The following is a 25,746-nucleotide window of genomic DNA, read 5'->3' as shown; positions in this document are numbered from 1 at the left end:
AGACCCAGCCATGAGTGAAGAGATTCTGATCAATATCACGCCGATGGAATCGCGCGTGGCGGTGGTAGAGAACGGTGTTCTGCAAGAAGTGCATGTCGAGCGTACCCAAAAGCGTGGGATCGTCGGCAATATCTACAAAGGCAAGGTGGTGCGCGTACTGCCAGGTATGCAGGCAGCATTTGTCGATATCGGCCTGGACCGTGCTGCGTTTATCCACGCTTCGGAAATTTCCCTGCGCGAAGGCCCTGCGGTGGAAAGCATCAGCGCCCTGGTGCACGAAGGGCAGAGTCTGGTGGTGCAAGTCACCAAGGACCCTATCGGCTCCAAGGGCGCACGCTTGACCACCCAGTTGTCGATTCCCTCGCGCTACCTGGTGTACATGCCGCGCACTGCCCATGTCGGCATTTCCCTGAAGATCGAAGACGAAGCCGAGCGTGAACGCCTGAAAAAGGTGGTCAGCGACTGCGTGGCTGCCGAGGGCATCAAGGAAGCGGGCGGGTTTATCCTGCGTACCGCCGCCGAAGGCGCAGGCGCTGATGAGATCCTTATGGATATCCGCTACCTGCGGCGCCTGTGGGATCAGATCGACGCACAGATCAAGACCATTGGCGCGCCCAGCGTCATCTATGAAGACCTGGGCCTGGCGCTGCGTACGCTGCGTGACCTGGTCAGCCCGAAAATTGAGAAAATCCGTATCGACTCGCGGGAAACCTTCCAGCGCACCACGCAATTTGTTGCCGAGCTGATGCCGGAAATTGCCGACCGCCTGGAGCACTACCCCGGCGAGCGGCCGATCTTCGACCTGTATGGCGTTGAAGACGAAATCCAGAAAGCCCTGGAGCGCAAGGTGCCGCTCAAATCCGGCGGCTACCTGGTGGTGGACCCGGCCGAAGCCATGACCACCATTGACGTTAACACTGGCGCATTCGTGGGCCATCGCAACCTCGAAGAGACCATCTTCAAGACCAACCTGGAAGCCGCCACGGCGATCGCTCGCCAACTGCGCCTGCGCAACCTCGGTGGCATCATCATCATCGACTTCATCGACATGGAAGATGAGGAACACCAGCGCCAGGTATTGCGCACCCTCGAAAAGCAGCTGGAGCGCGATCACGCCAAGACCAACATCATCGGCATCACCGAGCTGGGCCTGGTGCAGATGACCCGCAAGCGCACCCGCGAAAGCCTTGAGCAGGTGCTGTGCGAGCCGTGCAGCAGTTGCCAGGGGCGGGGTAAATTGAAAACCCCGGAAACCGTTTGCTACGAAATTTTCCGCGAAATCCTGCGTGAGGCACGTGCCTATCAGGCCGAGGGTTATAGAGTGCTTGCCAACCAGAAAGTGGTCGATCGCCTGCTGGACGAAGAGTCGGGGAACGTCGCGGAGCTGGAGAGCTTTATCGGTCGCACGATTCGCTTCCAGGTCGAAACCATGTATTCCCAGGAACAATACGACGTGGTGCTGCTCTGATCCCCAATTGCTTGCCTTATTCGAGACCGGCGGACCTTGATCTGCCGTCCGCCAACTGTTTTTTGAGGGTCGCCTGACATGGAGCGTCTGATACGCTTTTTTGCCGCTTTGACCCGCTGGGGCTTGGGCCTGTGTGCGTTGCTGCTGGTATTGGCGGCGGTGTACGTAAGCCTGGGGCGTGAATTGACCCCATTGGTCGCCGAATATCGCGCCGAAATCGAAGCCAAGGCCCAGGCTGCAGTGGATACACCGCTGCATATCGGCAGCCTTGAAGGCCGCTGGAGCGGGTTTGCTCCGGTATTGCTGGCTCACGATGTGATGGTCGGCGAGGGCAGCAGTGCCTTGCGCCTGGACCAGGTGGAAGTGGTACCGGATATGTGGGCCAGCCTGTTGGCCCGTGAAGTGCGCATCGCCCACCTTCAAGTCAGCGGCCTGCAATTGAGCGTCAAGGAAGACAAGGACGGCCGCTGGACGCTGCAAGGCTTGCCGGTTCAGGACGACCAGCCGCTGGACCCGCAACAGTTGCTGACGCGCATGCAAATGGTCAAGCGCGTGTTGGTGCTGGACAGTCAGGTTACCTTGCAGCCCTTCGATCAGGCGCCGGTGACCGTGACCTATGTAGGCCTGAGCCTGCATACCGGCATGAGCCATCAGCGTCTGGATGCACGGCTGACCTTGCCTGATGGCCAGCCGCTTGCTATCAGCCTGCGTAGCCGTATTCGCGCCAGCCAGTGGAAGGACGCAGAGATCGACGCCTACCTGAGCCTGCCGCAAAGCGACTGGGCCAAATGGATTCCCGCCCGGCTAACCCAGCAATGGAAACTCACGCGGTTCAAAGCCGGCGGTGAGTTTTGGCTCAGTTGGGCCAAAGGCACCGTGCAAAGCGCTGCTGTTCGCCTCAACTCGCCGCAAGTGAAGGGCAGCTACGCCGACCGCAAGCCCGTGCATCTGGAGAATCTGGCGCTGACGGCCTACCTGCAACGCAGTGATAGTGGCCTTGAAGTGCTGTTCGATTCGCTGGCAATGAACATTGGCGACACCCGCTGGGAGTCGCGCATTCAATTGCAGCAAAACCTGGCGACCGATAAAGAACAGGAAGTGTGGAAGTTGCAGGCCGATCGTCTTGACCTGACGCCGATCACGCCGCTGCTCAATGCCTTGGCGCCGTTGCCCGAAGGTTTCGCCAAGACCGTCGAGCATCTCAAGGCCACTGGCCTGTTGCGTAATGTGCTGGTGGATTTCCGCCCTCAGGACGCCACCGACCAGAAAGTCAGCTTTGCCGCGAACCTTGAGCGTGTCGGTTTCGACGCGTATTTTGGTGCGCCGGCCGCGCGTAATGTGTCCGGCAGCATCAGTGGCGACCTGGGCCATGGCGAACTGCGCATGGACAGCAAGGATTTTTCCCTGCATCTGTTCCCCATCTTCGCCAAGCCCTGGCAGTACATCCAGGCCAATGCACGCCTGACCTGGAAACTCGACAAACAGGGTTTCACCCTGATCGCTCCGTACATCAAGGTGCTGGGCGAAGAGGGCAAGGTCGCGGCGGACTTCCTGATTCGCCTGCATTTCGATCATAGCCAGGAAGACTACATGGACCTGCGGGTCGGCATGGTCGATGGCGATGGCCGTTTTACCCCCAAATACTTGCCGGCCGTGTTGAGCCCGGCGCTGGATGAGTGGCTGCGTACCGCGATTCTCAAAGGGGCAGTGGATGAAGGCTTTTTCCAGTACCAGGGGTCGCTGAGCCACAACGCCCTGCCGGCGTCGCGCAATATCAGCCTGTTCTTCAAGGTGCATGACGCCGAACTGGCCTTCCAGCCGGGTTGGCCCCATGTGAACAAGGTTAATGGTGAAGTGTTCGTCGAGGAAAGCGGCGTGCGCATCCTGGCGAGCAAGGGGCAGTTGCTCGACACCCGGGTCAAGGATGTGTACGTCAATATTCCTCACGCACCGGCCGGCAAGGACAGTCATCTGTTGCTCACCGGCGGGTTTTCCGGTGGCTTGGGTGATGGTCTGAAAATTCTTCAGGAAGCGCCCATCGGTACCGCGTCCACGTTCGCCGGCTGGAAAGGCGAGGGCGACCTGCAAGGTAGCCTGGACCTTGACGTTCCCCTGGCCAAGGGCACCGAGCCCAAGATCGTGGTGGACTTCAAGACCGACAAGGCACGCCTGCAATTGGCTGAACCGCCCTTGGACCTCACCCAGCTCAAGGGTGATTTTCGCTTCGATAGCGCCAAGGGCCTGAGCGGTCAGAACATCTCGGCCCAGGCATTCGAGCAACCTATCACTGCGCAGATCTTCGCCGAGGGCAAGCCGGGCAATATCAGCACTCGCGTGACTGCCAAGGGCCAGGTGGCGGTCAAGCGCCTGACGGATTGGCTGAACGTCAGTCAGCCGTTGCCGGTATCCGGCGATATTCCTTACCAGTTGCAGGTTATTCTGGACGGTGCGGACAGTCAGTTGATGGTCAACTCCAACCTCAAGGGTGTTGCGGTGGATCTACCGGCGCCGTTCGGCATGCCGGCCAGCCAGGGACGTGACAGCACCTTTCGCATGACGTTGCAGGGCGCTGAGCGACGTTACTGGTTTGATTACGGCGAGCTGGCGAATTTCACCTTTGCGGCACCGCCGGACAACTTCAATAACGGCCGTGGCGAATTGTTCCTGGGTGACGGTGACGCGCTGTTGCCCGGGGCCAAGGGCTTGCGCATTCGTGGCGTGCTGTCGGAACTGGATATCGATCCCTGGAAAAAGCTCGTGGACCGCTACGCGGGTAACGACCCAGGTGGCAATGCCAAGCAACTGCTCAGTGGCGCCGACTTCAGGGTAGGCAAGCTGACCGGATTTGGTACCCAGTTTGACCAGGTCAAGTTGCAGCTTGATCGCAAGCCGGCTGCCTGGGGCCTGCAGCTCGACAGCCAGCAAGCCAACGGCACGGTGAACCTGCCCGATGCCAAGGGCGCGCCGATTGCGATCAACCTCAAGTACGTCAAATTGCCCGCAGTGGACCCGACAGCCCAGGCCGACGAAAACGCACCGGACCCGCTGGCCGATATCGACCCCAAAAGCATCCCGGCACTGGACATCGCCATTGACCAGCTGTTCCAGGGCCCCGATCTGATAGGGGCATGGTCGCTGCGGATTCGTCCGACCGCCAAGGGCCTGGCCTTCAATAACCTGGACCTGGGCCTCAAGGGGATGCTGCTCAAGGGCGCCGGTGGCTGGGAAGGCGCGCCGGGCGCCAGCAGCAGTTGGTACAAGGGCCGCCTCGATGGCAGAAATATCGCCGATGTGCTCAAGGGCTGGGGTTTTGCGCCTACGGTGACCAGTGAGGATTTCCATCTGGACGTGGATGGCCGTTGGCCGGGCTCGCCGGCCTGGGTTGGGCCCAAGCGCTTTTCCGGCAGCCTGGATGCCGCATTCCGTAAAGGTCAGTTCGTTGAAGTGGAAGGGGGCGCCCAGGCATTGCGGGTGTTTGGCCTGCTTAACTTCAACTCCATTGGCCGGCGTTTGCGTTTGGACTTTTCCGACCTGTTTGGCAAAGGCTTGAGCTATGACCGAGTCAAGGGCTTGCTGGCTGCCAGTAATGGTGTGTTCGTGACCCGTGAGCCCATCACCATGACCGGGCCCTCGACCAATCTTGAGCTTAACGGCACCCTGGATCTGGTCGCCGATCGCGTCGACGCCAAGCTGCTGGTCACGTTGCCGGTGACCAACAACCTGCCCATCGCGGCGCTGATTGTCGGTGCGCCTGCCATTGGTGGTGCGTTGTTCCTGATCGACAAGCTGATCGGTGATCGGGTTTCGCGCTTTGCCAGTGTGCAGTACAAGGTGCAAGGCCCTTGGAAGGATCCGAAAATCACCTTCGACAAGCCATTTGAAAAGCCAAACTGAGAGCCTGTGGAGTAGCATGGCCCCATGCCCTGTCTGGAGTGTCGGCCCATGTCCTTTGCAGTAATCCAAATGGTCAGCCAGAGCGACGTGCTGGCCAACCTCGCCCAGGCACGCCGCCTGCTGGAGCAGGCGGCGGCAAACGGCGCGAAACTCGCGGTTTTGCCGGAGAACTTCGCCGCCATGGGACGCCGTGACGTGGCCGACATTGGCCGCGCCGAAGCATTCGGTGAAGGCCCGATCCTGCCATGGTTGAAACAGGCTGCCCGCGACCTCACCTTATGGATAGTGGCCGGCACGTTGCCGCTGCCGCCCAGGGACCATCCCCACGCCAAGGCCAACGCTTGCTCGCTGCTGATCAATGATCAGGGTGAAATCGTCGCTCGCTATGACAAGCTCCACTTGTTTGATGTGGACGTAGCGGATGCTCGCGGTCGCTACCGCGAATCCGACGACTATGCTTTTGGAAGCAATGTAGTGGTGGCGGATACGCCAGTGGGCCGCGTGGGGCTGACGGTGTGCTATGACTTGCGCTTTCCCGAGCTGTACAGCGAATTACGCGCTGCGGGGGCTGAATTGATTACCGCGCCCTCGGCCTTTACGGCGGTGACTGGGGCCGCCCATTGGGATGTGCTGATTCGGGCGCGGGCCATTGAAACCCAGTGCTACCTGCTGGCAGCGGCTCAAGGCGGTGTGCACCCAGGCCCACGGGAAACCTTTGGCCACGCGGCAATCATCGACCCTTGGGGGCGGGTGCTGGCGCAACAGGATCAAGGCGAAGCGGTGCTACTGGCCGAACGCGATAGCGGTGAACAAGCGTCGATACGGACGCGCATGCCGGTGGCGAACCACCGGCGCTTTTTCTCGCAGGGCGCGCAGCGGCCTGCTTCAGAACGATGAATTTAAGGCCAAACCTATGAGCGAGTTGTTGTCCTCAGTCAGTGAACACCTCCTGGCACCCGGTGGCGTGACCATCGAAAGTTTGCAAACCGTGCTGGGCGATCTCGCCGGGCCAGGCATTGACGCGGCTGACCTGTATTTCCAGGGGCAGATTTCCGAGTCCTGGGCCCTGGAAGACGGCATCGTCAAGGAAGGCAGTTTCAACCTCGACCAGGGAGTGGGCGTGCGTGCCCAGTCTGGTGAAAAAACGGGTTTTGCCTACAGCAATGCGATCACCCTGGAGGCGCTGGGCCTGGCAGCACGTGCTGCGCGCTCGATCTCCCGCGCCGGACAAAATGGCACGGTGCAGGCGTTCAGCACCCAGGACGTGGCTCAGTTGTATGCGCCGGATAACCCCCTGGAAGTGATCAGCCGTGCGGAAAAAGTCGAGCTGCTGAAACGTATCGACGCCGCTACCCGTGCCTTGGATCCCCGTATCCAGCAGGTTACCGTAAGCATGGCCGGTGTGTGGGAGCGCATCCTCGTTGCCTCCACCGATGGCGGGCTGGCGGCGGATGTGCGGCCGCTGGTGCGTTTCAACGTGAGTGTGATCGTCGAGCAGAACGGTCGTCGCGAACGCGGTGGCCATGGCGGCGGCGGGCGTACCGACTACCGCTATTTCCTCACCGATGACCGTGCCATGGGTTATGCCCGTGAAGCGCTGCGCCAGGCGCTGGTCAACCTCGAAGCCATCCCTGCACCGGCCGGCACCTTGCCGGTGGTGCTGGGCTCGGGTTGGTCTGGCGTGTTGCTCCACGAAGCCGTCGGCCACGGGCTGGAAGGCGACTTCAACCGCAAGGGCAGTTCGGCCTACAGCGGGCGAATGGGTGAGATGGTTGCGTCCAAGCTGTGCACCATCGTGGACGACGGCACGCTGGCCGGGCGCCGTGGTTCGCTGAGCGTCGATGACGAAGGCACGCCGACCGAATGCACCACCCTGATCGAAAACGGCGTGCTCAAGGGCTATATGCAAGACAAGCTCAACGCTCGCCTGATGGGCGTGGCGCGCACCGGTAACGGCCGTCGTGAGTCCTACGCGCATTTGCCGATGCCACGCATGACCAATACCTACATGCTCGGTGGCGAAAGCGATCCGGCGGAAATCATCGCCTCGGTGAAACGCGGTATCTATTGCGCCAATCTGGGCGGTGGCCAGGTCGACATCACCAGCGGCAAGTTCGTGTTCTCCACCAGCGAGGCGTACCTGATCGAAGACGGCAAGATTACCGCGCCGGTCAAAGGGGCCACCTTGATTGGTAACGGGCCGGAGGCCATGAGCAAGGTGTCGATGGTCGGTAACGACCTGTCGCTGGACAGCGGCGTGGGCACATGCGGGAAGGATGGGCAGTCAGTGCCGGTAGGCGTGGGGCAGCCAACCCTGAAAATTGATGCGATCACCGTGGGTGGCACGGGGTCGTAAGGACGGAGCTTCGGGTGGCGAAGGCCGCCACCCGTGGAAGAGGATCAGCGCAGGCCGCGTTGAGTCTCGTCCAGCTCACGGATGTACTTGAAGATTTTACGGCTGGTGGCCGGCGCTTTGTTGTGCGCCTGCTCGTGCTGGGCCTGACGGATCAGGGAGCGCAATTGCTGGCGGTCCGCATCCGGGTAGTCCATCACGAATTTCTCCAGCACGGCGTCATCGCCCGCGATCAGGCGGTCACGCCAACGTTCCAGGTTATGGAAGCGTTCGTTGTACTGGCGAGTGGAGGCATCGGTTTGATCAAGCAAGGTCAGAATGGCGTCAATGTCCTGATCGCGCATCAGTTTGCCGATAAACGAGATGTGCCGTTTGCGCGCGATATTCGCGGTGTGCTTGGGCGCATCAGCCAGGGCCCGGCGCATTTCGTCGGTCAATGGCAGTTTGGCAATCAAATCTTTTTTGAGCGTTGTAAGGCGCTCGCCGAGGTCAACCAGAGCATGCAGCTCGCGTTTGACCTGGGTTTTGCTTTTCTCCCCATCGAGGGAGTCGTCGTAAGAATCAACCATGGTGGCAGTCCGCAAAGAAACGCCGCCATGATAACCAGTCGGGGGCCGCTTGTCCGGCCCGGTCGCTCGATGGCCTTAACCGAAAGCAGAATTTGAGTGGAGAAAACCATGAGTGCAGCCCAAAGCGTCGGTCCGCAAGCGTTACCGGCACTGCAGGAACAAGTCGAGCAGATCCTCGCCGAGGCCAAGCGCCAGGGGGCCAGCGCCTGTGAAGTGGCGGTGTCGCTGGAGCAGGGGCTGTCGACTTCGGTGCGCCAGCGGGAAGTGGAAACGGTCGAGTTCAACCGCGACCAGGGGTTCGGCATCACCTTGTACGCAGGCCAGCGCAAAGGCTCGGCCAGCACCTCGGCCAGCGGCCCGGAAGCGATTCGCGAGACCGTCGCCGCTGCGTTGGCGATTGCCAAGCACACCTCCGAGGATGAAAGCTCGGGGCTGGCCGACAAGGCGCTGATGGCCAGGGATGTGCAGGATTTCGACCTGTTCCACGCCTGGGACATCACCCCGGAGCAAGCCATTGAACAAGCGCTGATCTGCGAAGCGGCGGCTTTCGATACCGACCCTCGGATCAAGAATGCTGATGGCACCACGCTGAGCACTCACCAGGGCTGCCGTGTGTACGGCAACAGCCATGGTTTTATCGGCGGTTATGCGTCCACACGTCACAGCCTCAGTTGCGTGATGATCGCCGAAGCCAACGGCCAGATGCAGCGTGACTACTGGTACGACGTGAACCGCCAGGGTGATTTGTTGGCAGACCCCGTCAGCATTGGCCAACGGGCTGCACAGCGTGCCGCCAGTCGCCTGGGCGCGCGCCCGGTGCCGACGTGCGAAGTGCCGGTGCTGTTTTCTGCGGAACTGGCCGGTGGTTTGTTCGGTAGCTTCCTGGGGGCGATTTCCGGTGGCAACCTCTATCGAAAATCGTCATTCCTTGAAGGCGCAATCGGCCAAAAGCTGTTTCCTGAGTGGTTGACCATCGATGAGCGCCCGCATTTGATGCGTGCGATGGGCAGTTCGTCGTTCGACGGTGATGGCCTGGCGACCTATGCCAAGCCGTTTGTCGAAAATGGTGAGCTGGTCTCGTATGTGTTGGGTACCTATGCCGGTCGCAAGCTTGGCCTGCCGAGTACCGCCAACTCCGGTGGCGTGCATAACCTGTTCGTGACCCATGGTGACGAAGACCAGGCTGCATTGCTGCGACGCATGGGGCGTGGCTTGCTGGTGACTGAGTTGATGGGCCAGGGCCTGAATATGGTCACCGGTGATTACTCCCGGGGCGCGGCAGGTTTCTGGGTGGAAAATGGCGAAATTCAATTCGCCGTCCAGGAAGTGACGATCGCCGGCAACATGCGCGATATGTTCAAGCAAATTGTCGCTGTGGGTAATGATCTGGAGTTGCGCAGCAATATCCGCACGGGGTCTGTGCTGATCGAGCGGATGACGGTCGCCGGTAGCTAACCTCTCCGGTACTCAAGGAAAGGCGCGCCATCCCAAGGATGGCGCGCCTTTTTTATTGCCCATGTCACAGAGGTATTAATCGGGCACTCTTGTTTTGATTCTCAATATCATTTAATAATAAATATCATTACCGAATGAGTGTGGATCATGAGTTCTGTCCTGCATGAGGATCCGTATCTGGAAAGCTGGCGCTGGATGAGCCGCCAGATTCGCTGTGGCCTCGATCCCAATGAACCTCGCCTGATCGAACATTACCTCAATGAAGGTCGATACCTGGCCTGTTGCACCGCGACCCATCCGTGGACGATCGCCGAAACTTCATTCCGCCTGCTGATCGACACCGCCAGCGATATCGCGCTGCCCTGGCATTGGCGTTCGATGTGCCTGGACCAAGCGTGGCGCCCGCTGCGCGACGTGGAAAAACTCTCCCAGTGTGCCTGCCGCCTCAAGCGCTGGCAGACCTTTGCCTGGCAGTTGGCGACCTGTGAATTACTGCCTTCGATTTCCGTTTCTGACTTGGTGCAAGGATCTAATGATGAGTAACACCCGTATCGAACGCGACAGTATGGGCGAACTGCATGTGCCGCAAGACGCGTTGTATGGCGCGCAAACCCAGCGAGCGGTGAACAACTTCCCGATCAGCCATCAGCGTATGCCGGCGCAATTCATCCGCGCCCTGATCCTGGCCAAGACAGCCGCGGCCAAGGTCAACGTCGACCTCAAGCAGATCAGCGAAGGGCAGGGCAAGGCCATTGTCGATGCCGCCCAAGGCTTGCTCGAAGGTGACTACATGCAGCACTTCCCGGTGGATATCTTCCAGACCGGTTCCGGCACCAGCTCCAACATGAACGCCAATGAAGTGATTGCGACCCTTGCCAGTCGTTTGCTTGGCGAGGTGGTCAACCCTAACGATCACGTCAACTGCGGCCAAAGCAGCAACGACATTATCCCCACCACCATTCACGTCAGCGCCGCCTTGGTACTGCATGAGCAAACGCTGCCAGCCCTGCTGCACCTGGTGCAGGTGATCGAGCAGAAGGCTGAAGAGGTGCATCCGTTCATCAAGACCGGCCGTACCCACTTGATGGACGCCATGCCGGTGCGCATGAGCCAGGTGCTCCATGGCTGGGCGCAGCAGCTCAAGGCCAATATCGGGCACTTGCAGGACCTGCTTCCGGCCTTGCAGGCACTGGCCCAGGGCGGCACAGCGGTGGGCACCGGGATCAACGCGCATCCTGAATTTGCCGGGCGTTTCAGCCAGCAACTGAGCCATTTGACCGGGGTGAAGTTCACGCCCGGCAAGGACCTTTTTGCATTGATTGGCTCCCAGGACACTGCCGTCGCAGTCTCAGGCCAGTTGAAGGCCACAGCTGTATCACTGATGAAGATTGCCAACGACCTGCGCTGGATGAACTCCGGCCCCTTGGCCGGCCTCGGTGAAATCGAGCTGGAGGGCTTGCAGCCGGGCTCGTCGATCATGCCCGGCAAAGTCAACCCTGTGATCCCGGAAGCCACGGCGATGGTCGCTGCGCAGGTCATCGGCAATGACACCGTCATCACGGTTGCGGGTCAATCGGGCAACTTCGAGCTGAACGTGATGTTGCCGATCGTCGCCCAAAACCTGCTCAGCAGCCTTGAGTTGCTGGCCAACTCCAGTCGTTTGCTGGCGGACAAGGCCATTGCCAGCTTCAAGGTCAACGAAGCCAAGCTCAAAGAAGCACTGTCGCGCAACCCGATTCTGGTCACCGCCCTAAACCCAATCATTGGTTATCAAAAGGCCGCTGAAATTGCCAAGAAGGCTTACCAGCAAGGCCGCCCGGTCATCGATGTCGCCCTTGAGCACACCGACCTGCCGCGCAGCCAACTGGAAGTCCTGCTGGACCCGGAAAAGCTCACGGCTGGCGGCGTGTAATTAACCACCCTGCTTTGGAGGCTCACCATGGAGCACTGGAAACGTACGATCGAACGGGCCAATCGCTGCTTTATGGCGGGCGAGCTGGTGGATGCCCGCGAGGCCTATCTGCAAGCCCTGGCCCTGGCCCAAGTGTTGTTCGAACGCTGGGCGGATGCCGACGAAGCAGTGGCGGCCTGCGTCATTTCTCATCACAACCTGGCGGACCTGCACTTGCGCCTGAATCAACCTGAGGAAAGCGCGGAATACCTCTGCGCCATTCACCAGCGATTGTTGCAGACCATGCAGGACCCGCGCCTTAACCCGCAGTTGCGCGAGGCGGCGTTGCGCCAGAGCAGCAAGACCTACGTCGAGCTGTTGAATTTCATCAGCGATCACGGCGAGTACCCCCGCACCCACCGGTTGCTGGGCGATGCTGCGCCGCAGTCGACCTCGTCTCACTATGGAGCACATTGATATGACTTACACCCTGCCGGCCCTGCCTTACGCCTATGACGCCCTTGAGCCGCATATCGACGCGCAAACCATGGAGATTCACTACACCAAGCATCACCAGACTTACATCAATAATCTGAATGCTGCCGTGGAGGGCACGGAATTCGCCGGTTGGCCGGTGGAGAAGCTGGTGTCCAGCGTGCAGAAATTACCGGAGAAATTACGCGTTGCCGTGGTCAATCAAGGAGGCGGCCATGCAAACCATTCGTTGTTCTGGGCGGTCATGTCACCTACAGGGGGCGGTAAGCCCGAAGGCACGCTGGGCAAGGCTATCGATGAGCAATTGGGCGGTTTTGACAGTTTCAAGGAGGCATTCACCAAGGCTGCGCTGACCCGCTTCGGCAGTGGCTGGGCCTGGTTGAGCGTCACCCCGCAAAACACGCTGGTCGTGGAAAGCAGCGGCAACCAGGACAGCCCGCTGATGAGCGGCAACACGCCAATCCTCGGTCTGGACGTCTGGGAACATGCCTACTATTTGCGTTACCAGAACCGTCGCCCTGAATACATCAATGCGTTCTACAGCGTAATTAACTGGCCGGAAGTTGCTGCCCGCTACCAGGCCGCCTTGGCCTGACATTCACTCTAAAACAAGATCTAAGGGCGACTATGGGCACTGAAACACTGGCGATCAGCAGCGTGCGAATGTTCCGTTATGCGTTCGGTTCACTGCTGTTATTGGCAGGGACTGCGTTGCTGGTGGCCCATGGGCTGGCCTGGTTGGACCTTGAGCCGCGTATCCTGCGCGCGTTGCAGGGCGGCGCGATTTGCGCGCTCGGCACGGCGCTGGGCGCGGTGCCGGTCCTGGTGATACGGCGGATGCCGGTAGCGTTGAGCGACACCTTGCTGGGCTTCGGTGCAGGTGTGATGCTCGCAGCGACCGCTTTTTCCCTGGTCGTGCCGGGTATCGCCGCGGCTGAAGGCCTGGGCCTTTCGCCGTGGGGTGCGGGTGGGCTGATCAGCTTCGGCATCATGCTGGGCGCATTCGGGTTGTATCTGGTGGATCGCAAGGTCTCCGGCGCCAGCCCGGAGATGCTGGTGGGGACGCCGGATAAGCCGGTGATCCCGCCGCGCATCTGGCTGTTTGTATTCGCCATCATTGCGCACAACATTCCCGAAGGCATGGCAGTGGGCGTCTCCGCGGGAGGAGGGATGGCGGATGCTGACAGTCTCGCCATGGGCATTGCCTTGCAGGATGTACCCGAGGGCTTGGTGATCGCGCTGGTATTGGCTGGGGCGGGGATGTCGCGGATCAAGGCGTTCCTGATCGGCGCCGCATCAGGATTGGTTGAACCGGTATTTGCGGTGCTCTGCGCCTGGCTGGTGAGCCTGGCTGAGGTGTTGCTGCCGTTGGGGCTGGCGCTGGCCGCCGGTGCGATGTTGTTGGTAGTGACCCATGAAGTCATCCCCGAATCGCGTCGCAACGGTCACGAAAAGCTCGCCAGCCTGGGGTTGTGTATCGGGTTTTGCCTGATGATGGTGATGGATACGGCGTTGGGCTGAAGCCAGCTCTCGTATCGGCGGTTATTCGCCTTCATCGAATTTGTTGTTGATCAGCTCAACCAACGCCTTCATCGCTTCCTGCTCTTGCTCGCCTGCAGTGTGCAGATGAATCGTGGTGCCCTTGCCGGCTGCCAGCATCATCATCGCCATGATGCTCTTGCCATCGACCATGGACTCCGGTGTGCGCCCGGCGCGGATCTGGCAGGGAAACTTTCCGGCCACGCCGACGAACTTTGCCGAAGCCCGGGCGTGCAGGCCCAGCTTGTTGATGATTTCAATTTCCAGAGCGGGCATCGCGCAGGTGTTCCTTTCAGCTTAGGTCGCGGTGGCGAACCTGGACATTCTTGAGGGTTTGTTGCAGCGCCTGGCCCAGCCGCTCAGTCAGGTAAACCGAGCGGTGATGGCCACCCGTGCAGCCAATGGCAATGGTGACATACGCCCGATTGCTCGCGGCAAAACGCGGCAACCATTTAAGCAGGTAGCTGGAGATGTCCTGGAACATCTCTTCCACATCCGGCTGCGCGGCAAGGTAGTCGGCGACGGGCTGATCCAGCCCCGACTGATCGCGCAATTCCGGCTTCCAGTAAGGGTTGGGCAGGCAGCGCACATCGAACACCAGGTCGGCATCGACCGGCATGCCACGCTTGAAGCCAAACGACTCGACCAGGAACGCCGTGCCCGGCTCGGGCTGATTCAGCAGGCGCAACTTGATCGCGTCACGCAACTGGTACAGGTTCAGGCTGGTGGTGTTGATCTTCAGGTCGGCCAGATCAATGATCGGCCCCAGCAGTTTGGTCTCGTCTTCAATGGCTTCGGCCAGGGAGCGGTTGGCGCTGCTGAGCGGGTGGCGTCGACGGGTTTCGGAGAAGCGCTTGAGCAGGGTTTCTTCATCGGCATCCAGGTACAGCACATCGCAATGAATGTGCTTGGCGCGCACTTCTTCGAGCAGTTCCGGGAACCGCGAGAGGTGGCTGGGCAGGTTGCGGGCGTCGATCGACACAGCGACCAGCGGCTGCGCCAGCTCGGTGTGGATAAGGGCGCGCTCCGCCAACTCCGGCAGCAGGCCGGCCGGCAGGTTGTCGATGCAATAGAAGCCGTTGTCCTCAAGCACATTGAGGGCGGTGCTTTTACCTGAGCCGGAGCGGCCGCTGACGATGATCAAACGCATGATTACTGCCCGTTTTGTTCATCCAGGACGACCTGATACAGCGCCTCGTTGCTGCTGGCACTGCGCAACTTGTCACGTACTTCCTTACGGTCGAGCATACTGGCTATCTGCCGGAGCAGTTCCAGGTGCGCATCGGTGGCGGCTTGCGGGACCAGCAGCACGAACAGCAGGTCAACCGGAGCACCGTCGATGGCGTCGAAGTCGATGGGTTTTTCCAGGTGCAGCAAGGCGCTGACCGGGGTCTGGCAGCCTTCGAGGCGGCAGTGAGGAATAGCGATGCCGTTGCCAAAACCGGTGGAGCCGAGTTTTTCACGGGCAATCAGAGCCTCGAAAACATCTTGCATCTCCAGCTCAGGCACTTGGCTGCTGATCAGGTTGGCAATTTGTTCCAGGGCGCGCTTTTTACTGCCGCCCGGCACGTTCACAAGGGAACGGCCGGGGGTCAGGATGGTTTGAAGTTGGATCATGGGGGAGGGTTAACGACCTGTACCTTGCATCAGGTGCAGATTCTTTTCCTTATGCTTTATGAGTTGGCGGTCGAGCTTGTCGTAGAGCGAGTCAATCGCCGCGTACATGTCTTCGTGTTCCGCATTGGCGACGAGCTTGGCATTCGGTACGTGCAGGGTGGCCTCGATTTTCTGCTTGAGCTTATCGACCTCCATGATGACCTGCACGTTGGTGATCTTGTCAAAATGCCCTGCAAGCTTGTTCAGCTTGCTCTCGGTGTATTCACGCAGGGGCTTGGTGACTTCCAGCTGGTGTCCACTGATGTTGACTTGCATACAGCTTCTCCTTCGTTGCCAGTGCATAAAGCGGTGGGCAGGAATACCCACCACTGGAACGCTGTGGCCCGCCCGTCACATCAACCGCTTACGCTCGCTGGAAGGCGCGATCCCAAGGGACTCACGGTACTTGGCGACGGTTCGACGGGCGACCTGAATACCTTGTGCCTCCAGTAAACCAGCGATCTTGCTGTCACTCAACGGCTTTTTCTGATTTTCCGCGGCAACCAGTTTTTTGATGATCGCGCGGATCGCCGTGGACGAGCATTCGCCGCCTTCGGAGGTGCTGACGTGGCTGGAGAAAAAGTATTTCAGCTCATAAATACCGCGCGGGGTATGCATGAATTTTTGCGTGGTTACCCGGGAAATTGTCGATTCATGCATGCCTACCGCTTCGGCGATATCGTGCAGCACCAGAGGCTTCATGGCTTCGTCCCCGTATTCCAGGAACCCGCGCTGGTGCTCGACGATCTGGGTGGCGACTTTCATCAGGGTTTCGTTGCGGCTTTGCAGGCTCTTGATGAACCATCGCGCTTCCTGCAACTGGTTGCGCATGAAGGTATTGTCGGCGCTGGTATCGGCGCGGCGCACAAAACCTGCGTATTGCGGGTTGACCCGCAGCCGTGGCACCGATTCCTGGTTCAACTCCACCAGCCAGCGCTCGTTGTCCTTGCGCACGATCACGTCGGGAACCACGTATTCGGCTTCGCTGGATTCAATCTGCGAACCGGGGCGCGGGTTGAGGCTTTGCACCAACTCGATGACCTGGCGCAAGTCGTCTTCCTTGAGCTTCATGCGGCGCATCAACTGGCTATAGTCGCGGCTACCCAGCAGATCGATGTAGTCGCTGACCAGGCGCTGGGCCTCGGCGAGCCATGGCGTCTTGGCAGGCAACTGGCGCAGTTGCAGCAACAGGCACTCGCTGAGCGTGCGGGCGCCGATGCCGGCGGGCTCGAATTGCTGGATGCGGTGCAGGACGGCTTCGATTTCGTCCAGCTCGATGTCCAGTTCCGGGTCGAAGGCTTCGAGGATCTCGTCGAGGGTTTCGTCCAGGTAACCCTGGTTATTGATGCAATCGATGAGCGTAACCGCGATCAGGCGATCAGTGTCCGACATCGGCGCCAGGTTGAGTTGCCACAGCAAGTGGCTCTGCAGGCTCTCGCCGGCCGAGGTGCGGGTGGTGAAGTCCCACTCGTCATCATCATTGCTCGGCAGGCTGCTGGCGCTGGTCTGGTAAACGTCTTCCCATGCGGTATCCACGGGAAGCTCGTTGGGAATGCGTTCGTTCCATTCGCCTTCTTCCAGGTTGTCCACCGTAGGGGCGGTTTCCTGGTAGGAGGGTTCCTGCACGTCGGGATTGGGTTTTTGCTCGATGTTGTCGGCCAGTGGGTCGGCATTGTCGAAGTCGTCGCCTTCTTCCTGGCGTTCGAGCATCGGATTGGACTCCAGGGCCTCCTGGATTTCCTGCTGCAGGTCCAGGGTCGACAATTGGAGCAGGCGGATGGCCTGTTGCAGCTGCGGTGTCATCGTCAGCTGCTGGCCCATTCTCAGGACTAGCGATGGTTTCATGGCAGGGGCTTAACACCTTATTCGCCGGCGCAATGCGCCATCCACGACAGGGCGCGTGAGCGCCAACATAAGCAAATTATATGCCTGATATCAGGGCCTTTGCCTAGAGCGCGGTAACAATAAAAAAACCAAGGTTTCTATTGACTCCTGCGCGCTCCGGCGAAAGGCGCGATACCACTCCGTCTACAGGCGGAACTCGTGACCCAGATAAACTTCCTTGACCAGTTCATTGGCCAGGATGGTCTCGGCGTCGCCTTCAGCAATCAACTGACCATCGTTGACGATATAGGCGGTTTCACAGATATCCAGCGTCTCACGGACGTTGTGGTCGGTGATCAGCACGCCAATACCCTTGGCCTTGAGGTGGTGAATGATCTGCTTGATATCGCCGACCGAAATCGGGTCAACGCCGGCAAACGGCTCATCCAGCAGGATGAACTTCGGTGCGGTGGCCAGGGCGCGGGCGATTTCCACGCGGCGGCGCTCACCACCGGACAGGCTCATGCCGAGGTTGTCGCGAATATGGTTGATGTGGAACTCCTGCAACAGGCTTTCCAGCTCTTTGCGGCGGCCGTCGCGGTCGAGTTCCTTGCGGGTCTCGAGGATCGCCATGATGTTGTCGGCTACCGACAGTTTGCGGAAGATCGACGCTTCCTGGGGCAGATAACCAATGCCGGCGCGTGCACGACCGTGCATGGGCTGGTGGCTGACGTCCAGGTCGTCGATCAATACGCGACCCTGATCCGCCTGGACCAGCCCGACGATCATATAGAAGCAGGTGGTCTTGCCGGCACCGTTGGGGCCGAGCAAGCCGACGATCTGGCCGCTGTCGATCGACAGGCTGACATCACGTACCACCTGGCGGCTTTTATAGGCCTTGGCCAGATGCTGGGCTTTCAGGGTTGCCATTACTCGGCCTTCTTCTTCGGCTGGATAACCATGTCGATACGTGGACGAGGTGCGGTGACCTTGTTGCCATTGGCGCGACCGGCCTGAGCGACCTGGGTCTTGGTGTTGTAGACGATTTTCTCGCCTTCGGTCGAGTTACCGTCGGCGCTGAGCACTTTGGCCTGATCGATCAGTACGATGCGATTTTGCTGGGCATGGTATTGAATGGTCTTGCCGTAGCCTTTCATCGGGCCTGGGTCTTCTGCCTTTTGCTTCTGTTCGAAGTAAGCCAGGTTGCCCACCGAGGTCACGACATCGATATCGCCGGCCTGGGTACGCGTCAAGGTCACCGTATTACCGGTGATCTTCATCGAACCCTGGGTGATGATGACGCCGCCGGTGTAGGTGGCAACACCTTGCTTGTCATCGAGCTGCGCATCGTCAGCCGAGATGTGGATCGGTTGCTGGCTATCGTTCGGCAGAGCCCAGGCGCTCACGCTTCCCAGTGCTGCGCCCAGACCGAGCAAAATAGGGAGGGTTTTAACGAGCCTCATACTGTCCTCTTACGTTCGATAGCAGGTGTATCCTGCTTTCTTTCAAATACGCTTTCATTCCCTTGCCAGTCGATACACCGCCAGCGCCGTCGATTCTAACGTCTTGCTCGGTCTGCGCATATTGCTTCTGTGGGAATACCGTCATGCGACTGCTGGTAATGATGGTGTCGCGGTTCTGCGCGTCTGTACGTGCGACGCGGACCGAGTCGATCAGTTCAACTTCGGTGCCGTCCGGGTTGACCTCGCCGCGCTTGCTGGTGACATGCCACGGGAATTCGGTGCCGCGATACAGGTTCAGGTCCGGATTGGTCAGCAGGCTGACTTCAGAGGCCTTCAAGTGCTCGACCTTGTCCGACGTCATTTCATACTGCACCTTGCCGTCTGGCAGGAACTGAATGCTGTAGGCGTTGGTGGCGTAATAGTCGATAACACCTTCGTCAACCTGCGCAACAGGCTTGTCGAGAAAGCGCTCCGGGCTGATATTCCAGTAGCCCACCGCCAGGAACAGCGCGGCAATGACCCCGAATAGCAGGAAGTTGCGAATCTTTTTGCTCAGCATATAACGCTCTATAGGTAGGCGGCGTGGGCCGCTTCAAGGCTGCCCTGGGCACGCAGGATCAACTCGCAGAACTCGCGGGCAGCACCTTCGCCGCCACGGGCGGTGGTGATGCCATGGGCGTGTTCGCGCACAAACGCCGCGGCATTCGCGACCGCCATGCCCAGGCCCACCCGGCGAATCACCGGCAGGTCGGGCAGGTCGTCACCCAGATAGGCGACTTGTTCATAGCTTAGGTTGAGTTGGCCAAGAAGCTCGTCCAGCACCACCAGTTTATCCTCGCGGCCCTGATACAGGTGAGCAATTCCGAGGTTTTGTGCGCGGCGTTCCACAACCGGCGTCTTTCGACCACTGATAATCGCCGTTTGCACACCCGCCGCCATCAACATCTTGATGCCCTGGCCATCGAGCGTATTGAATGTCTTGAATTCGCTGCCGTCTTCGAGAAAGTACAGGCGGCCGTCGGTCAGCACGCCGTCAACGTCGAAAATCGCCAGCTTGATGTTTTTACCGCGTTGCAAAAGATCGCTGGTCATTTACATCACTCCTGCGCGCAGCAAGTCGCCAAGGTTAAGGGCTCCGATCGGTCGATCATCGTTATCGACGACGATCAGCGCGCCGATCCGGTGGTCTTCCATGATTTTCAGCGCTTCAGCCGCGAGCATTTCAGCGCGGGCGGTCTTGCCGTGGGGGGTCATCACCGCGTCGATGGTGGCGGTGTGAATATCAATGGTGCGGTCCAGGGTGCGGCGCAGATCACCGTCGGTGAATATCCCGGCCAAGCGTCCGTCGGTCTCCAGGATTGCCGTCATGCCCAGGCCCTTGCGGGTCATTTCCATCAGCGCATCCCTGAGCAGGGTACCGCGTGGAACGCTTGGCAGTTCGGCGCCCGAATGCATGACATTTTCCACTTTCAGCAGCAAGCGACGCCCGAGGGCACCGCCTGGATGGGAAAATGCGAAGTCTTCTGCGGTAAACCCGCGGGCCTCCAGCAGCGCCACCGCCAGGGCATCGCCCATGACCAGTGCGGCGGTGGTGGAGGAAGTCGGTGCCAGGTTCAACGGGCAGGCCTCATGGGCCACGTGCACGTTGAGGTTGACGTCGGCGGCCTTGGCCAGGGTCGATTCCGGGTTGCCCGTGAGGCTGATCATCTGGATACCCAGGCGCTTGATCAACGGCAACAGGGTCACGATTTCGTTGGTAGTGCCGGAATTGGACAGCGCCAGAATCACGTCATCCTTGGTGATCATGCCCATGTCGCCGTGGCTGGCTTCGGCCGGATGCACGAAAAAAGCGGTGGTCCCGGTGCTTGCCAGGGTGGCGGCGATCTTGTTGCCGATGTGTCCGGATTTACCCATGCCGACCACGACAACGCGGCCCTTGCTGGCCAGGATCATCTCGCAGGCGCGCACGAAATCCGCGTTGATATGGGCCAGCAAGCCTTCTACGGCTTCAAGCTCTAGGCGGATGGTGCGTTGTGCGGATTGAACAAGTTCGCTGGATTGGCTCATGTCTGAAATCGTATAGCCTGACGAAAAGGCGGCGATTATAGCGGTAATGATCAATTCCCTCACGTAAGTTCGTCAGGCTTTGTGCGCGAAGTTCCAGCCAATCACCTTCGGTAACGGTTATTCCCTGTCCTAAATCTGAACGAGCGCTGTTCCGGCCTTGGGGGCGCCGCACCAGCGGTGATATAGTTCGCCGCCAGTTCGGTCCGCCTAACCCATGTGCCTAATTATTGCGCATCCGTTGCAAACCAAAGTCGCACACATGGTGTCTGAGTGAAAGGCTGCATCCCAAGGAGATTAGATGAGTGCCGATAACGCCTACGCGGTCGAGCTGAAGGGCCTTACCTTCAAGCGCGGTTCGCGCAGCATCTTCAATAACGTCGATATTCGCATTCCTCGCGGCAAGGTCACGGGCATCATGGGGCCTTCCGGTTGCGGCAAGACCACCCTGTTACGCCTGATGGGCATGCAATTGCGCCCCAGTGCCGGCGAAGTGTGGGTCAACGGCCAGAACCTGCCGACGCTGTCGCGCAGCGATCTGTTCGATGCGCGCAAGCATATGGGCGTGCTGTTCCAGAGCGGTGCGCTGTTTACCGACCTCGATGTTTTCGAAAACGTAGCCTTCCCGCTGCGGGTGCATACCCAGCTGTCCGATGAAATGATTCGTGACATTGTGTTGCTGAAGCTGCAGGCCGTTGGCCTTCGCGGTGCCATCGACCTGATGCCGGACGAATTGTCCGGCGGTATGAAGCGCCGTGTCGCCCTGGCGCGGGCCATTGCCCTCGACCCGCAGATCCTTATGTACGACGAGCCATTCGTGGGGCAGGACCCGATCGCCATGGGTGTGCTGGTGCGTCTGATCCGCCTGCTCAATGATGCATTGGGTATCACCAGCATTGTGGTCTCCCACGATCTGGCCGAAACCGCGAGCATCGCCGACTACCTGTACGTAGTGGGTGATGGCCAGGTGCTGGGGCAGGGTACGCCTGAAGAGCTGATGAACGCCGATAACCCGCGTATCCGCCAATTCATGACCGGCGATCCCGATGGCCCGGTGCCTTTTCACTTTCCGGCAGCGGACTACCGCTCAGATCTTCTGGGGAAGCGCTGATGCGCAAGACATCTCTTATCGAAAAGGTTCGCCTTTTCGGTCGCTCGGGCATCGACATCATCGAAGTCCTGGGGCGTTCGACCATTTTCCTGTTCCACGCCTTGCTGGGCCGCGGTGGCATCGGCGGGGGCTTCGGCCTGCTGCTCAAGCAGCTGCACGCAGTGGGTGTGATGTCCCTGGTGATCATTGTGGTCTCCGGGGTGTTCATCGGCATGGTGCTGGCGCTGCAGGGCTTCAACATCCTGTCCAGCTACGGCTCGGAGCAGGCGGTAGGCCAGATGGTGGCCTTGACCCTGCTGCGTGAGCTCGGCCCGGTGGTCACTGCCTTGCTGTTCGCGGGGCGTGCAGGTTCGGCGCTGACCGCCGAAATCGGCAACATGAAGTCCACCGAGCAACTGTCCAGCCTGGAAATGATCGGTGTGGACCCGCTCAAGTACATTGTTGCCCCGCGCCTGTGGGCCGGCTTTATTTCCCTGCCATTGCTGGCGATGATTTTCAGCGTGGTGGGTATCTGGGGCGGTTCGTGGGTGGCGGTTGACTGGTTGGGCGTCTATGACGGTTCCTACTGGGCCAACATGCAAAACAGCGTGACCTTCACCGGTGACGTGCTCAACGGCATCATAAAGAGCATTGTCTTTGCCTTTGTGGTGACGTGGATTGCCGTATTCCAAGGCTATGACTGCGAGCCCACCTCAGAAGGGATCAGTCGTGCCACTACCAAGACCGTTGTGTACGCCTCGCTGGCGGTACTGGGCCTTGACTTCATTTTGACCGCCTTGATGTTTGGAGATTTCTGATGCAAAACCGCACTGTGGAGATCGGTGTCGGCCTTTTCTTGCTGGCTGGCATCCTGGCTTTACTGTTGTTGGCCCTGCGAGTCAGCGGCCTGTCGGCCAGCCCCACCGCCGATACCTATAAACTTTACGCGTATTTCGACAATATCGCCGGTTTGACGGTCAGAGCCAAAGTGACCATGGCCGGCGTTACCATCGGCAAGGTCACGGCAATCGATCTGGACCGCGACAGCTTCACCGGGCGAGTGACCATGCAGGTGGACAAGAAGGTAGATAACCTGCCGACCGACTCCACGGCATCTATCCTCACTGCGGGGCTACTGGGCGAGAAATACATCGGTGTCAGCGTGGGCGGGGAAACAGCCTTGCTCAAGGATGGCTCTACAATCCACGACACACAGTCGTCGTTGGTACTTGAAGACCTGATCGGTAAATTCCTGCTCAATACGGTCAATAAAGACGCTAAATGAGGAATCTGTTCATGATCTCTACCTTGCGACGTGGCCTGCTGGTACTGCTTGCAGCGTTGCCGCTGATGGCCAACGCGGCAGGTTCTGCGCACGATTTGGTGCAGGACACGACCAGCAGGATGCTGGCCGACCTGAAGGCCAACAAAGAGCAGTACAAGCAAGACCCTTCCAGGTTCTACGAAGCACTCAACACGATTGTTGGCCCGGTGGTCGATGCCGAAGGTATTTCCAAAAGCATCATGACGGTCAAGTATTCGCGCAAGGCAACCCCGGCGCAGATGCAGACGTTCCAGGAAAACTTCAAGCGTGGTCTGTTCCAGTTTTACGGCAACGCGCTGCTGGAATACAACAACCAGGGTATCGTCGTTGACCCTGCCAGGGAGGAGTCGGGCGACCGTGCCGAGGTCGGGATGAAAGTCTCGGGCAGCAATGGCGCGATCTATCCGGTGTCCTACACCCTGACGAAAATCAACGGTGAATGGAAGCTGCGCAACGTGGTCATCAACGGCATCAACATCGGCAAGCTGTTCCGTGACCAGTTCGCCGATGCGATGCAGCGCAATGGCAATAACCTGGACAAGACCATCAATGGTTGGGCCGGTGAAGTGGCCAAGGCCAAGGAAGAGACCGACAAAGCTGCCGGGAAGCCTGCGCAATGACCGAGGCGGCTGTTCGTATCGGCGACGCCGGCGAGCTGTTGCTCAGCGGCGTGCTCGATTACCGTACCGGGCCTGACCTGCGCAAGCAGGGCCAGGCGCTGATCAAGGCCAGCAAGGCGCCCGAAGTGGTACTCGATTGCTCGGCGGTGACCAAGTCCAGCAGTGTCGGCCTGTCGTTGCTGCTGTGCTTCATGCGCGATGCCGAAGCGGCAAAAAAGCCGCTCAGTATCCGTGCCTTGCCTGAGGACATGCGCGAGATTGCCGAGGTTTCCGGCCTGACCGAGCTGTTGGCACACCCTTAATACACATTTATCAGAAAAGCCCCCCGTCAGAGTCCTGCTATGCGGGGTTCGCAGGCGCGGGGCTTTTTTGTATGATGTGCGACCCGTGCGCACTGGGCGCCGATAGAGGTTGAGCATGCAGGCCCTAGAAGTTAAGAGCTTCCTTGAAGGAAAGCTGCCGGAAACGACTGTTGAAGTTGAAGGCGAAGGCTGCAATTTCCAGCTGAACGTGATTAGCGATGAACTGGCGGCATTGAGCCCGGTCAAGCGTCAGCAGCAGATCTATGCCCATTTGAACCCATGGATCACCGATGGCAGCATCCATGCGGTCACTATGAAATTTTTCAGCCGCGCGGCCTGGGCCGAGCGCACCTGAGCCCCCAAGGCGTCGAGATTCTTATGGATAAATTGATTATTACCGGCGGTGCCCGCCTCGATGGCGAGATCCGCATTTCCGGTGCGAAAAACTCCGCCTTGCCGATCCTGGCAGCGACCCTGCTGTGCGATGGCCCGGTGACTGTAGCCAACCTGCCGCACCTGCACGACATTACCACCATGATCGAGCTGTTCGGCCGCATGGGCATTGAGCCGGTGATCGACGAGAAGCTGGCCGTCGAAATCGACCCGCGCACCATCAAGACCCTGATCGCCCCGTACGAACTGGTGAAAACCATGCGCGCGTCGATCCTGGTGCTGGGCCCGATGGTTGCTCGTTTCGGCGAAGCCGAGGTGGCCTTGCCTGGCGGTTGCGCCATTGGTTCGCGTCCGGTCGACCTGCACATCCGTGGCCTTGAGGCCATGGGCGCAGTCATCGACGTCGAAGGCGGCTACATCAAGGCCAAGGCGCCGGAAGGCGGCCTGCGTGGCGCGAACTTCTTCTTTGATACCGTCAGTGTGACCGGTACCGAAAACATCATGATGGCCGCTGCTTTGGCCAACGGCCGCAGCGTGCTGCAAAACGCTGCGCGTGAGCCGGAAGTGGTCGACCTGGCCAATTTCCTGAACGCCATGGGCGCGAAGGTTTCCGGTGCTGGCACTGACACCATCACTATTGATGGTGTAAAGCGTCTGCACACCGCCACCTACAAAGTCATGCCTGACCGCATCGAGACCGGTACCTACCTGGTTGCCGCTGCCGTGACCGGTGGCCGCGTGAAGGTCAAGGACACCGATCCGACCATCCTTGAAGCCGTCCTGGAAAAACTCAAGGAAGCCGGCGCAGAGATCACCACCGGCGAAGACTGGATCGAGCTGAACATGCACGGCAAGCGGCCAAAAGCCGTCAACGTGCGTACCGCTCCATACCCGGCGTTCCCGACCGACATGCAAGCGCAGTTCATCTCCCTGAACGCCATTGCCGAAGGCACCGGTGCCGTGATCGAGACCATCTTCGAAAACCGCTTCATGCACGTGTACGAACTGCACCGCATGGGCGCCAAGATCCAGGTCGAAGGCAACACGGCCATCGTCACCGGCATCGACAAGCTCAAGGGCGCGCCAGTAATGGCTACCGACCTGCGTGCTTCCGCCAGCCTGGTAATCTCGGCACTGTGCGCCGAAGGCGACACCCTGATCGACCGCATCTACCACATAGACCGTGGCTACGAGTGCATCGAAGAAAAACTGCAGATGCTCGGCGCTAAAATCCGCCGCGTACCGGGCTAACCCCCCCACTGCCCTGTAGGGGTGAGCAAGCTCGCTCCTACACACTGGTTTGTTTCAAATCGAGGCTGTCATGGCCTTGATCTGTGTCTGGCACT

General features: G+C 59.6%; 28 protein-coding genes. 17 read left to right on the top strand and 11 right to left on the bottom strand.

Annotated features, from left to right (window positions below; genetic code table 11):
- Nucleotides 1-10: 10 nt before the first annotated feature.
- The 4 genes from rng (at nt 11) to tldD (ending at nt 7,718) form a co-directional block, all read left to right on the top strand.
- Entirely contained in the window at nt 11-1,468 is a 1,458-nt protein-coding gene (gene rng, locus E4P00_RS14235) for a ribonuclease G (protein WP_003188562.1), read from the top strand.
- Between the two features lie 78 nt (nt 1,469-1,546).
- Nucleotides 1,547-5,362 (top strand): YhdP family protein, encoded by a 3,816-nt coding sequence (locus E4P00_RS14230; protein ID WP_248131809.1) that lies wholly within the window; start codon nt 1,547-1,549, stop codon nt 5,360-5,362.
- A gap of 48 nt (nt 5,363-5,410) precedes the next feature.
- A complete protein-coding gene (locus E4P00_RS14225) occupies nt 5,411-6,259 on the top strand; it encodes a carbon-nitrogen hydrolase family protein (RefSeq protein WP_032877791.1) in 849 nt (282 codons plus the stop codon).
- 16 nt (nt 6,260-6,275) lie between these two features.
- On the top strand, nt 6,276-7,718 hold the full coding sequence (gene tldD, locus E4P00_RS14220; protein ID WP_012722229.1) for a metalloprotease TldD: 1,443 nt from the start codon (nt 6,276-6,278) through the stop codon (nt 7,716-7,718).
- Nucleotides 7,719-7,762: 44 nt separating this feature from the next.
- Here tldD and yjgA read toward each other — a convergent pair whose 3' ends face one another.
- Nucleotides 7,763-8,284, bottom strand: a complete 522-nt coding sequence (yjgA, locus tag E4P00_RS14215) for a ribosome biogenesis factor YjgA (protein WP_005784816.1) — start codon at nt 8,282-8,284, stop codon at nt 7,763-7,765.
- 108 nt (nt 8,285-8,392) lie between these two features.
- Here yjgA and pmbA point away from each other — a divergent pair, with 108 nt between their 5' ends.
- The 6 genes from pmbA to E4P00_RS14185 all read left to right on the top strand — a co-directional run bounded on the left by pmbA (nt 8,393) and on the right by E4P00_RS14185 (nt 13,646).
- Complete coding sequence (gene pmbA / locus E4P00_RS14210) at nt 8,393-9,739, top strand: metalloprotease PmbA (protein WP_005784818.1); 1,347 nt, start codon at nt 8,393-8,395, stop codon at nt 9,737-9,739.
- A gap of 147 nt (nt 9,740-9,886) precedes the next feature.
- Nucleotides 9,887-10,282, top strand: a complete 396-nt coding sequence (locus E4P00_RS14205) for a FagA protein (protein ID WP_248131807.1) — start codon at nt 9,887-9,889, stop codon at nt 10,280-10,282.
- Nucleotides 10,275-11,651, top strand: a complete 1,377-nt coding sequence (locus E4P00_RS14200; protein WP_032877789.1) for a class II fumarate hydratase — start codon at nt 10,275-10,277, stop codon at nt 11,649-11,651. The genes E4P00_RS14205 and E4P00_RS14200 overlap by 8 nt, the downstream gene beginning before the upstream one ends.
- A 27-nt stretch (nt 11,652-11,678) precedes the next feature.
- Entirely contained in the window at nt 11,679-12,107 is a 429-nt protein-coding gene (locus tag E4P00_RS14195; protein ID WP_005784824.1) for a hypothetical protein, read from the top strand.
- Between the two features lies 1 nt (nt 12,108).
- The gene (locus tag E4P00_RS14190; protein ID WP_032877788.1) at nt 12,109-12,720 is read left to right on the top strand and encodes a superoxide dismutase; all 612 of its coding nucleotides are present in this window, start codon (nt 12,109-12,111) and stop codon (nt 12,718-12,720) included.
- A 32-nt stretch (nt 12,721-12,752) separates the two neighbouring features.
- Nucleotides 12,753-13,646 carry a ZIP family metal transporter gene (locus tag E4P00_RS14185; RefSeq protein WP_005784830.1) on the top strand — a complete coding sequence of 298 codons (894 nt, stop codon included), beginning with the start codon at nt 12,753-12,755 and terminating at the stop codon, nt 13,644-13,646.
- Between the two features lie 21 nt (nt 13,647-13,667).
- Here E4P00_RS14185 and E4P00_RS14180 read toward each other — a convergent pair whose 3' ends face one another.
- From E4P00_RS14180 to E4P00_RS14135, 10 genes are all read right to left on the bottom strand, one after another.
- On the bottom strand, nt 13,668-13,940 hold the full coding sequence (locus E4P00_RS14180) for an HPr family phosphocarrier protein (RefSeq protein WP_216090750.1): 273 nt from the start codon (nt 13,938-13,940) through the stop codon (nt 13,668-13,670).
- A gap of 16 nt (nt 13,941-13,956) precedes the next feature.
- Entirely contained in the window at nt 13,957-14,814 is an 858-nt protein-coding gene (rapZ, locus tag E4P00_RS14175) for an RNase adapter RapZ (protein WP_248131804.1), read from the bottom strand.
- Nucleotides 14,815-14,816: 2 nt separating this feature from the next.
- Nucleotides 14,817-15,281 (bottom strand): PTS IIA-like nitrogen regulatory protein PtsN, encoded by a 465-nt coding sequence (ptsN, locus tag E4P00_RS14170; RefSeq protein ID WP_032877784.1) that lies wholly within the window; start codon nt 15,279-15,281, stop codon nt 14,817-14,819.
- A gap of 9 nt (nt 15,282-15,290) precedes the next feature.
- Nucleotides 15,291-15,596: a ribosome-associated translation inhibitor RaiA gene (raiA, locus tag E4P00_RS14165; RefSeq protein WP_003171804.1), complete on the bottom strand. Its 306-nt coding sequence runs from the start codon at nt 15,594-15,596 to the stop codon at nt 15,291-15,293.
- A gap of 75 nt (nt 15,597-15,671) precedes the next feature.
- On the bottom strand, nt 15,672-17,165 hold the full coding sequence (locus E4P00_RS14160; protein ID WP_005784839.1) for an RNA polymerase factor sigma-54: 1,494 nt from the start codon (nt 17,163-17,165) through the stop codon (nt 15,672-15,674).
- 183 nt (nt 17,166-17,348) lie between these two features.
- Nucleotides 17,349-18,074, bottom strand: a complete 726-nt coding sequence (lptB, locus tag E4P00_RS14155; protein ID WP_005784841.1) for an LPS export ABC transporter ATP-binding protein — start codon at nt 18,072-18,074, stop codon at nt 17,349-17,351.
- Nucleotides 18,074-18,607 (bottom strand): lipopolysaccharide transport periplasmic protein LptA, encoded by a 534-nt coding sequence (gene lptA / locus E4P00_RS14150; RefSeq protein ID WP_057701587.1) that lies wholly within the window; start codon nt 18,605-18,607, stop codon nt 18,074-18,076. Before lptA ends, lptB begins: the two co-directional genes overlap by 1 nt.
- A complete protein-coding gene (lptC, locus tag E4P00_RS14145; RefSeq protein WP_057701586.1) occupies nt 18,594-19,166 on the bottom strand; it encodes an LPS export ABC transporter periplasmic protein LptC in 573 nt (190 codons plus the stop codon). Before lptC ends, lptA begins: the two co-directional genes overlap by 14 nt.
- A gap of 8 nt (nt 19,167-19,174) precedes the next feature.
- Nucleotides 19,175-19,699, bottom strand: a complete 525-nt coding sequence (locus E4P00_RS14140) for an HAD family hydrolase (RefSeq protein ID WP_005784847.1) — start codon at nt 19,697-19,699, stop codon at nt 19,175-19,177.
- Nucleotides 19,700-20,674: a KpsF/GutQ family sugar-phosphate isomerase gene (locus E4P00_RS14135; protein WP_032877777.1), complete on the bottom strand. Its 975-nt coding sequence runs from the start codon at nt 20,672-20,674 to the stop codon at nt 19,700-19,702.
- 298 nt (nt 20,675-20,972) lie between these two features.
- On the opposite strand from E4P00_RS14135, the gene E4P00_RS14130 reads away from it, so the two are divergent.
- The 7 genes from E4P00_RS14130 to murA all read left to right on the top strand — a co-directional run bounded on the left by E4P00_RS14130 (nt 20,973) and on the right by murA (nt 25,651).
- Nucleotides 20,973-21,782 carry an ATP-binding cassette domain-containing protein gene (locus tag E4P00_RS14130; protein ID WP_005784851.1) on the top strand — a complete coding sequence of 270 codons (810 nt, stop codon included), beginning with the start codon at nt 20,973-20,975 and terminating at the stop codon, nt 21,780-21,782.
- Nucleotides 21,782-22,579: a lipid asymmetry maintenance ABC transporter permease subunit MlaE gene (gene mlaE, locus E4P00_RS14125; RefSeq protein WP_005784853.1), complete on the top strand. Its 798-nt coding sequence runs from the start codon at nt 21,782-21,784 to the stop codon at nt 22,577-22,579. The genes E4P00_RS14130 and mlaE overlap by 1 nt, the downstream gene beginning before the upstream one ends.
- Nucleotides 22,579-23,046: an outer membrane lipid asymmetry maintenance protein MlaD gene (mlaD, locus tag E4P00_RS14120; protein WP_005784855.1), complete on the top strand. Its 468-nt coding sequence runs from the start codon at nt 22,579-22,581 to the stop codon at nt 23,044-23,046. Before mlaE ends, mlaD begins: the two co-directional genes overlap by 1 nt.
- Before the next feature lie 11 nt (nt 23,047-23,057).
- Entirely contained in the window at nt 23,058-23,705 is a 648-nt protein-coding gene (locus E4P00_RS14115) for an ABC transporter substrate-binding protein (RefSeq protein WP_032877773.1), read from the top strand.
- Nucleotides 23,702-24,007, top strand: coding sequence for an STAS domain-containing protein (locus tag E4P00_RS14110; protein WP_216090751.1), 306 nt, complete (start codon nt 23,702-23,704; stop codon nt 24,005-24,007). The genes E4P00_RS14115 and E4P00_RS14110 overlap by 4 nt, the downstream gene beginning before the upstream one ends.
- Before the next feature lie 115 nt (nt 24,008-24,122).
- Nucleotides 24,123-24,362, top strand: a complete 240-nt coding sequence (locus E4P00_RS14105) for a BolA family protein (RefSeq protein ID WP_003188597.1) — start codon at nt 24,123-24,125, stop codon at nt 24,360-24,362.
- 23 nt (nt 24,363-24,385) lie between these two features.
- Nucleotides 24,386-25,651, top strand: a complete 1,266-nt coding sequence (gene murA, locus E4P00_RS14100) for a UDP-N-acetylglucosamine 1-carboxyvinyltransferase (RefSeq protein WP_032877771.1) — start codon at nt 24,386-24,388, stop codon at nt 25,649-25,651.
- Nucleotides 25,652-25,746: the final 95 nt, after the last annotated feature.

The organism is Pseudomonas sp. B329 (genome assembly GCF_023127835.1).
Classification (GTDB): Bacteria; Pseudomonadota; Gammaproteobacteria; order Pseudomonadales; family Pseudomonadaceae; genus Aquipseudomonas; species Aquipseudomonas synxantha_A.
This window is presented reverse-complemented; position numbering and strand designations above follow the sequence as displayed.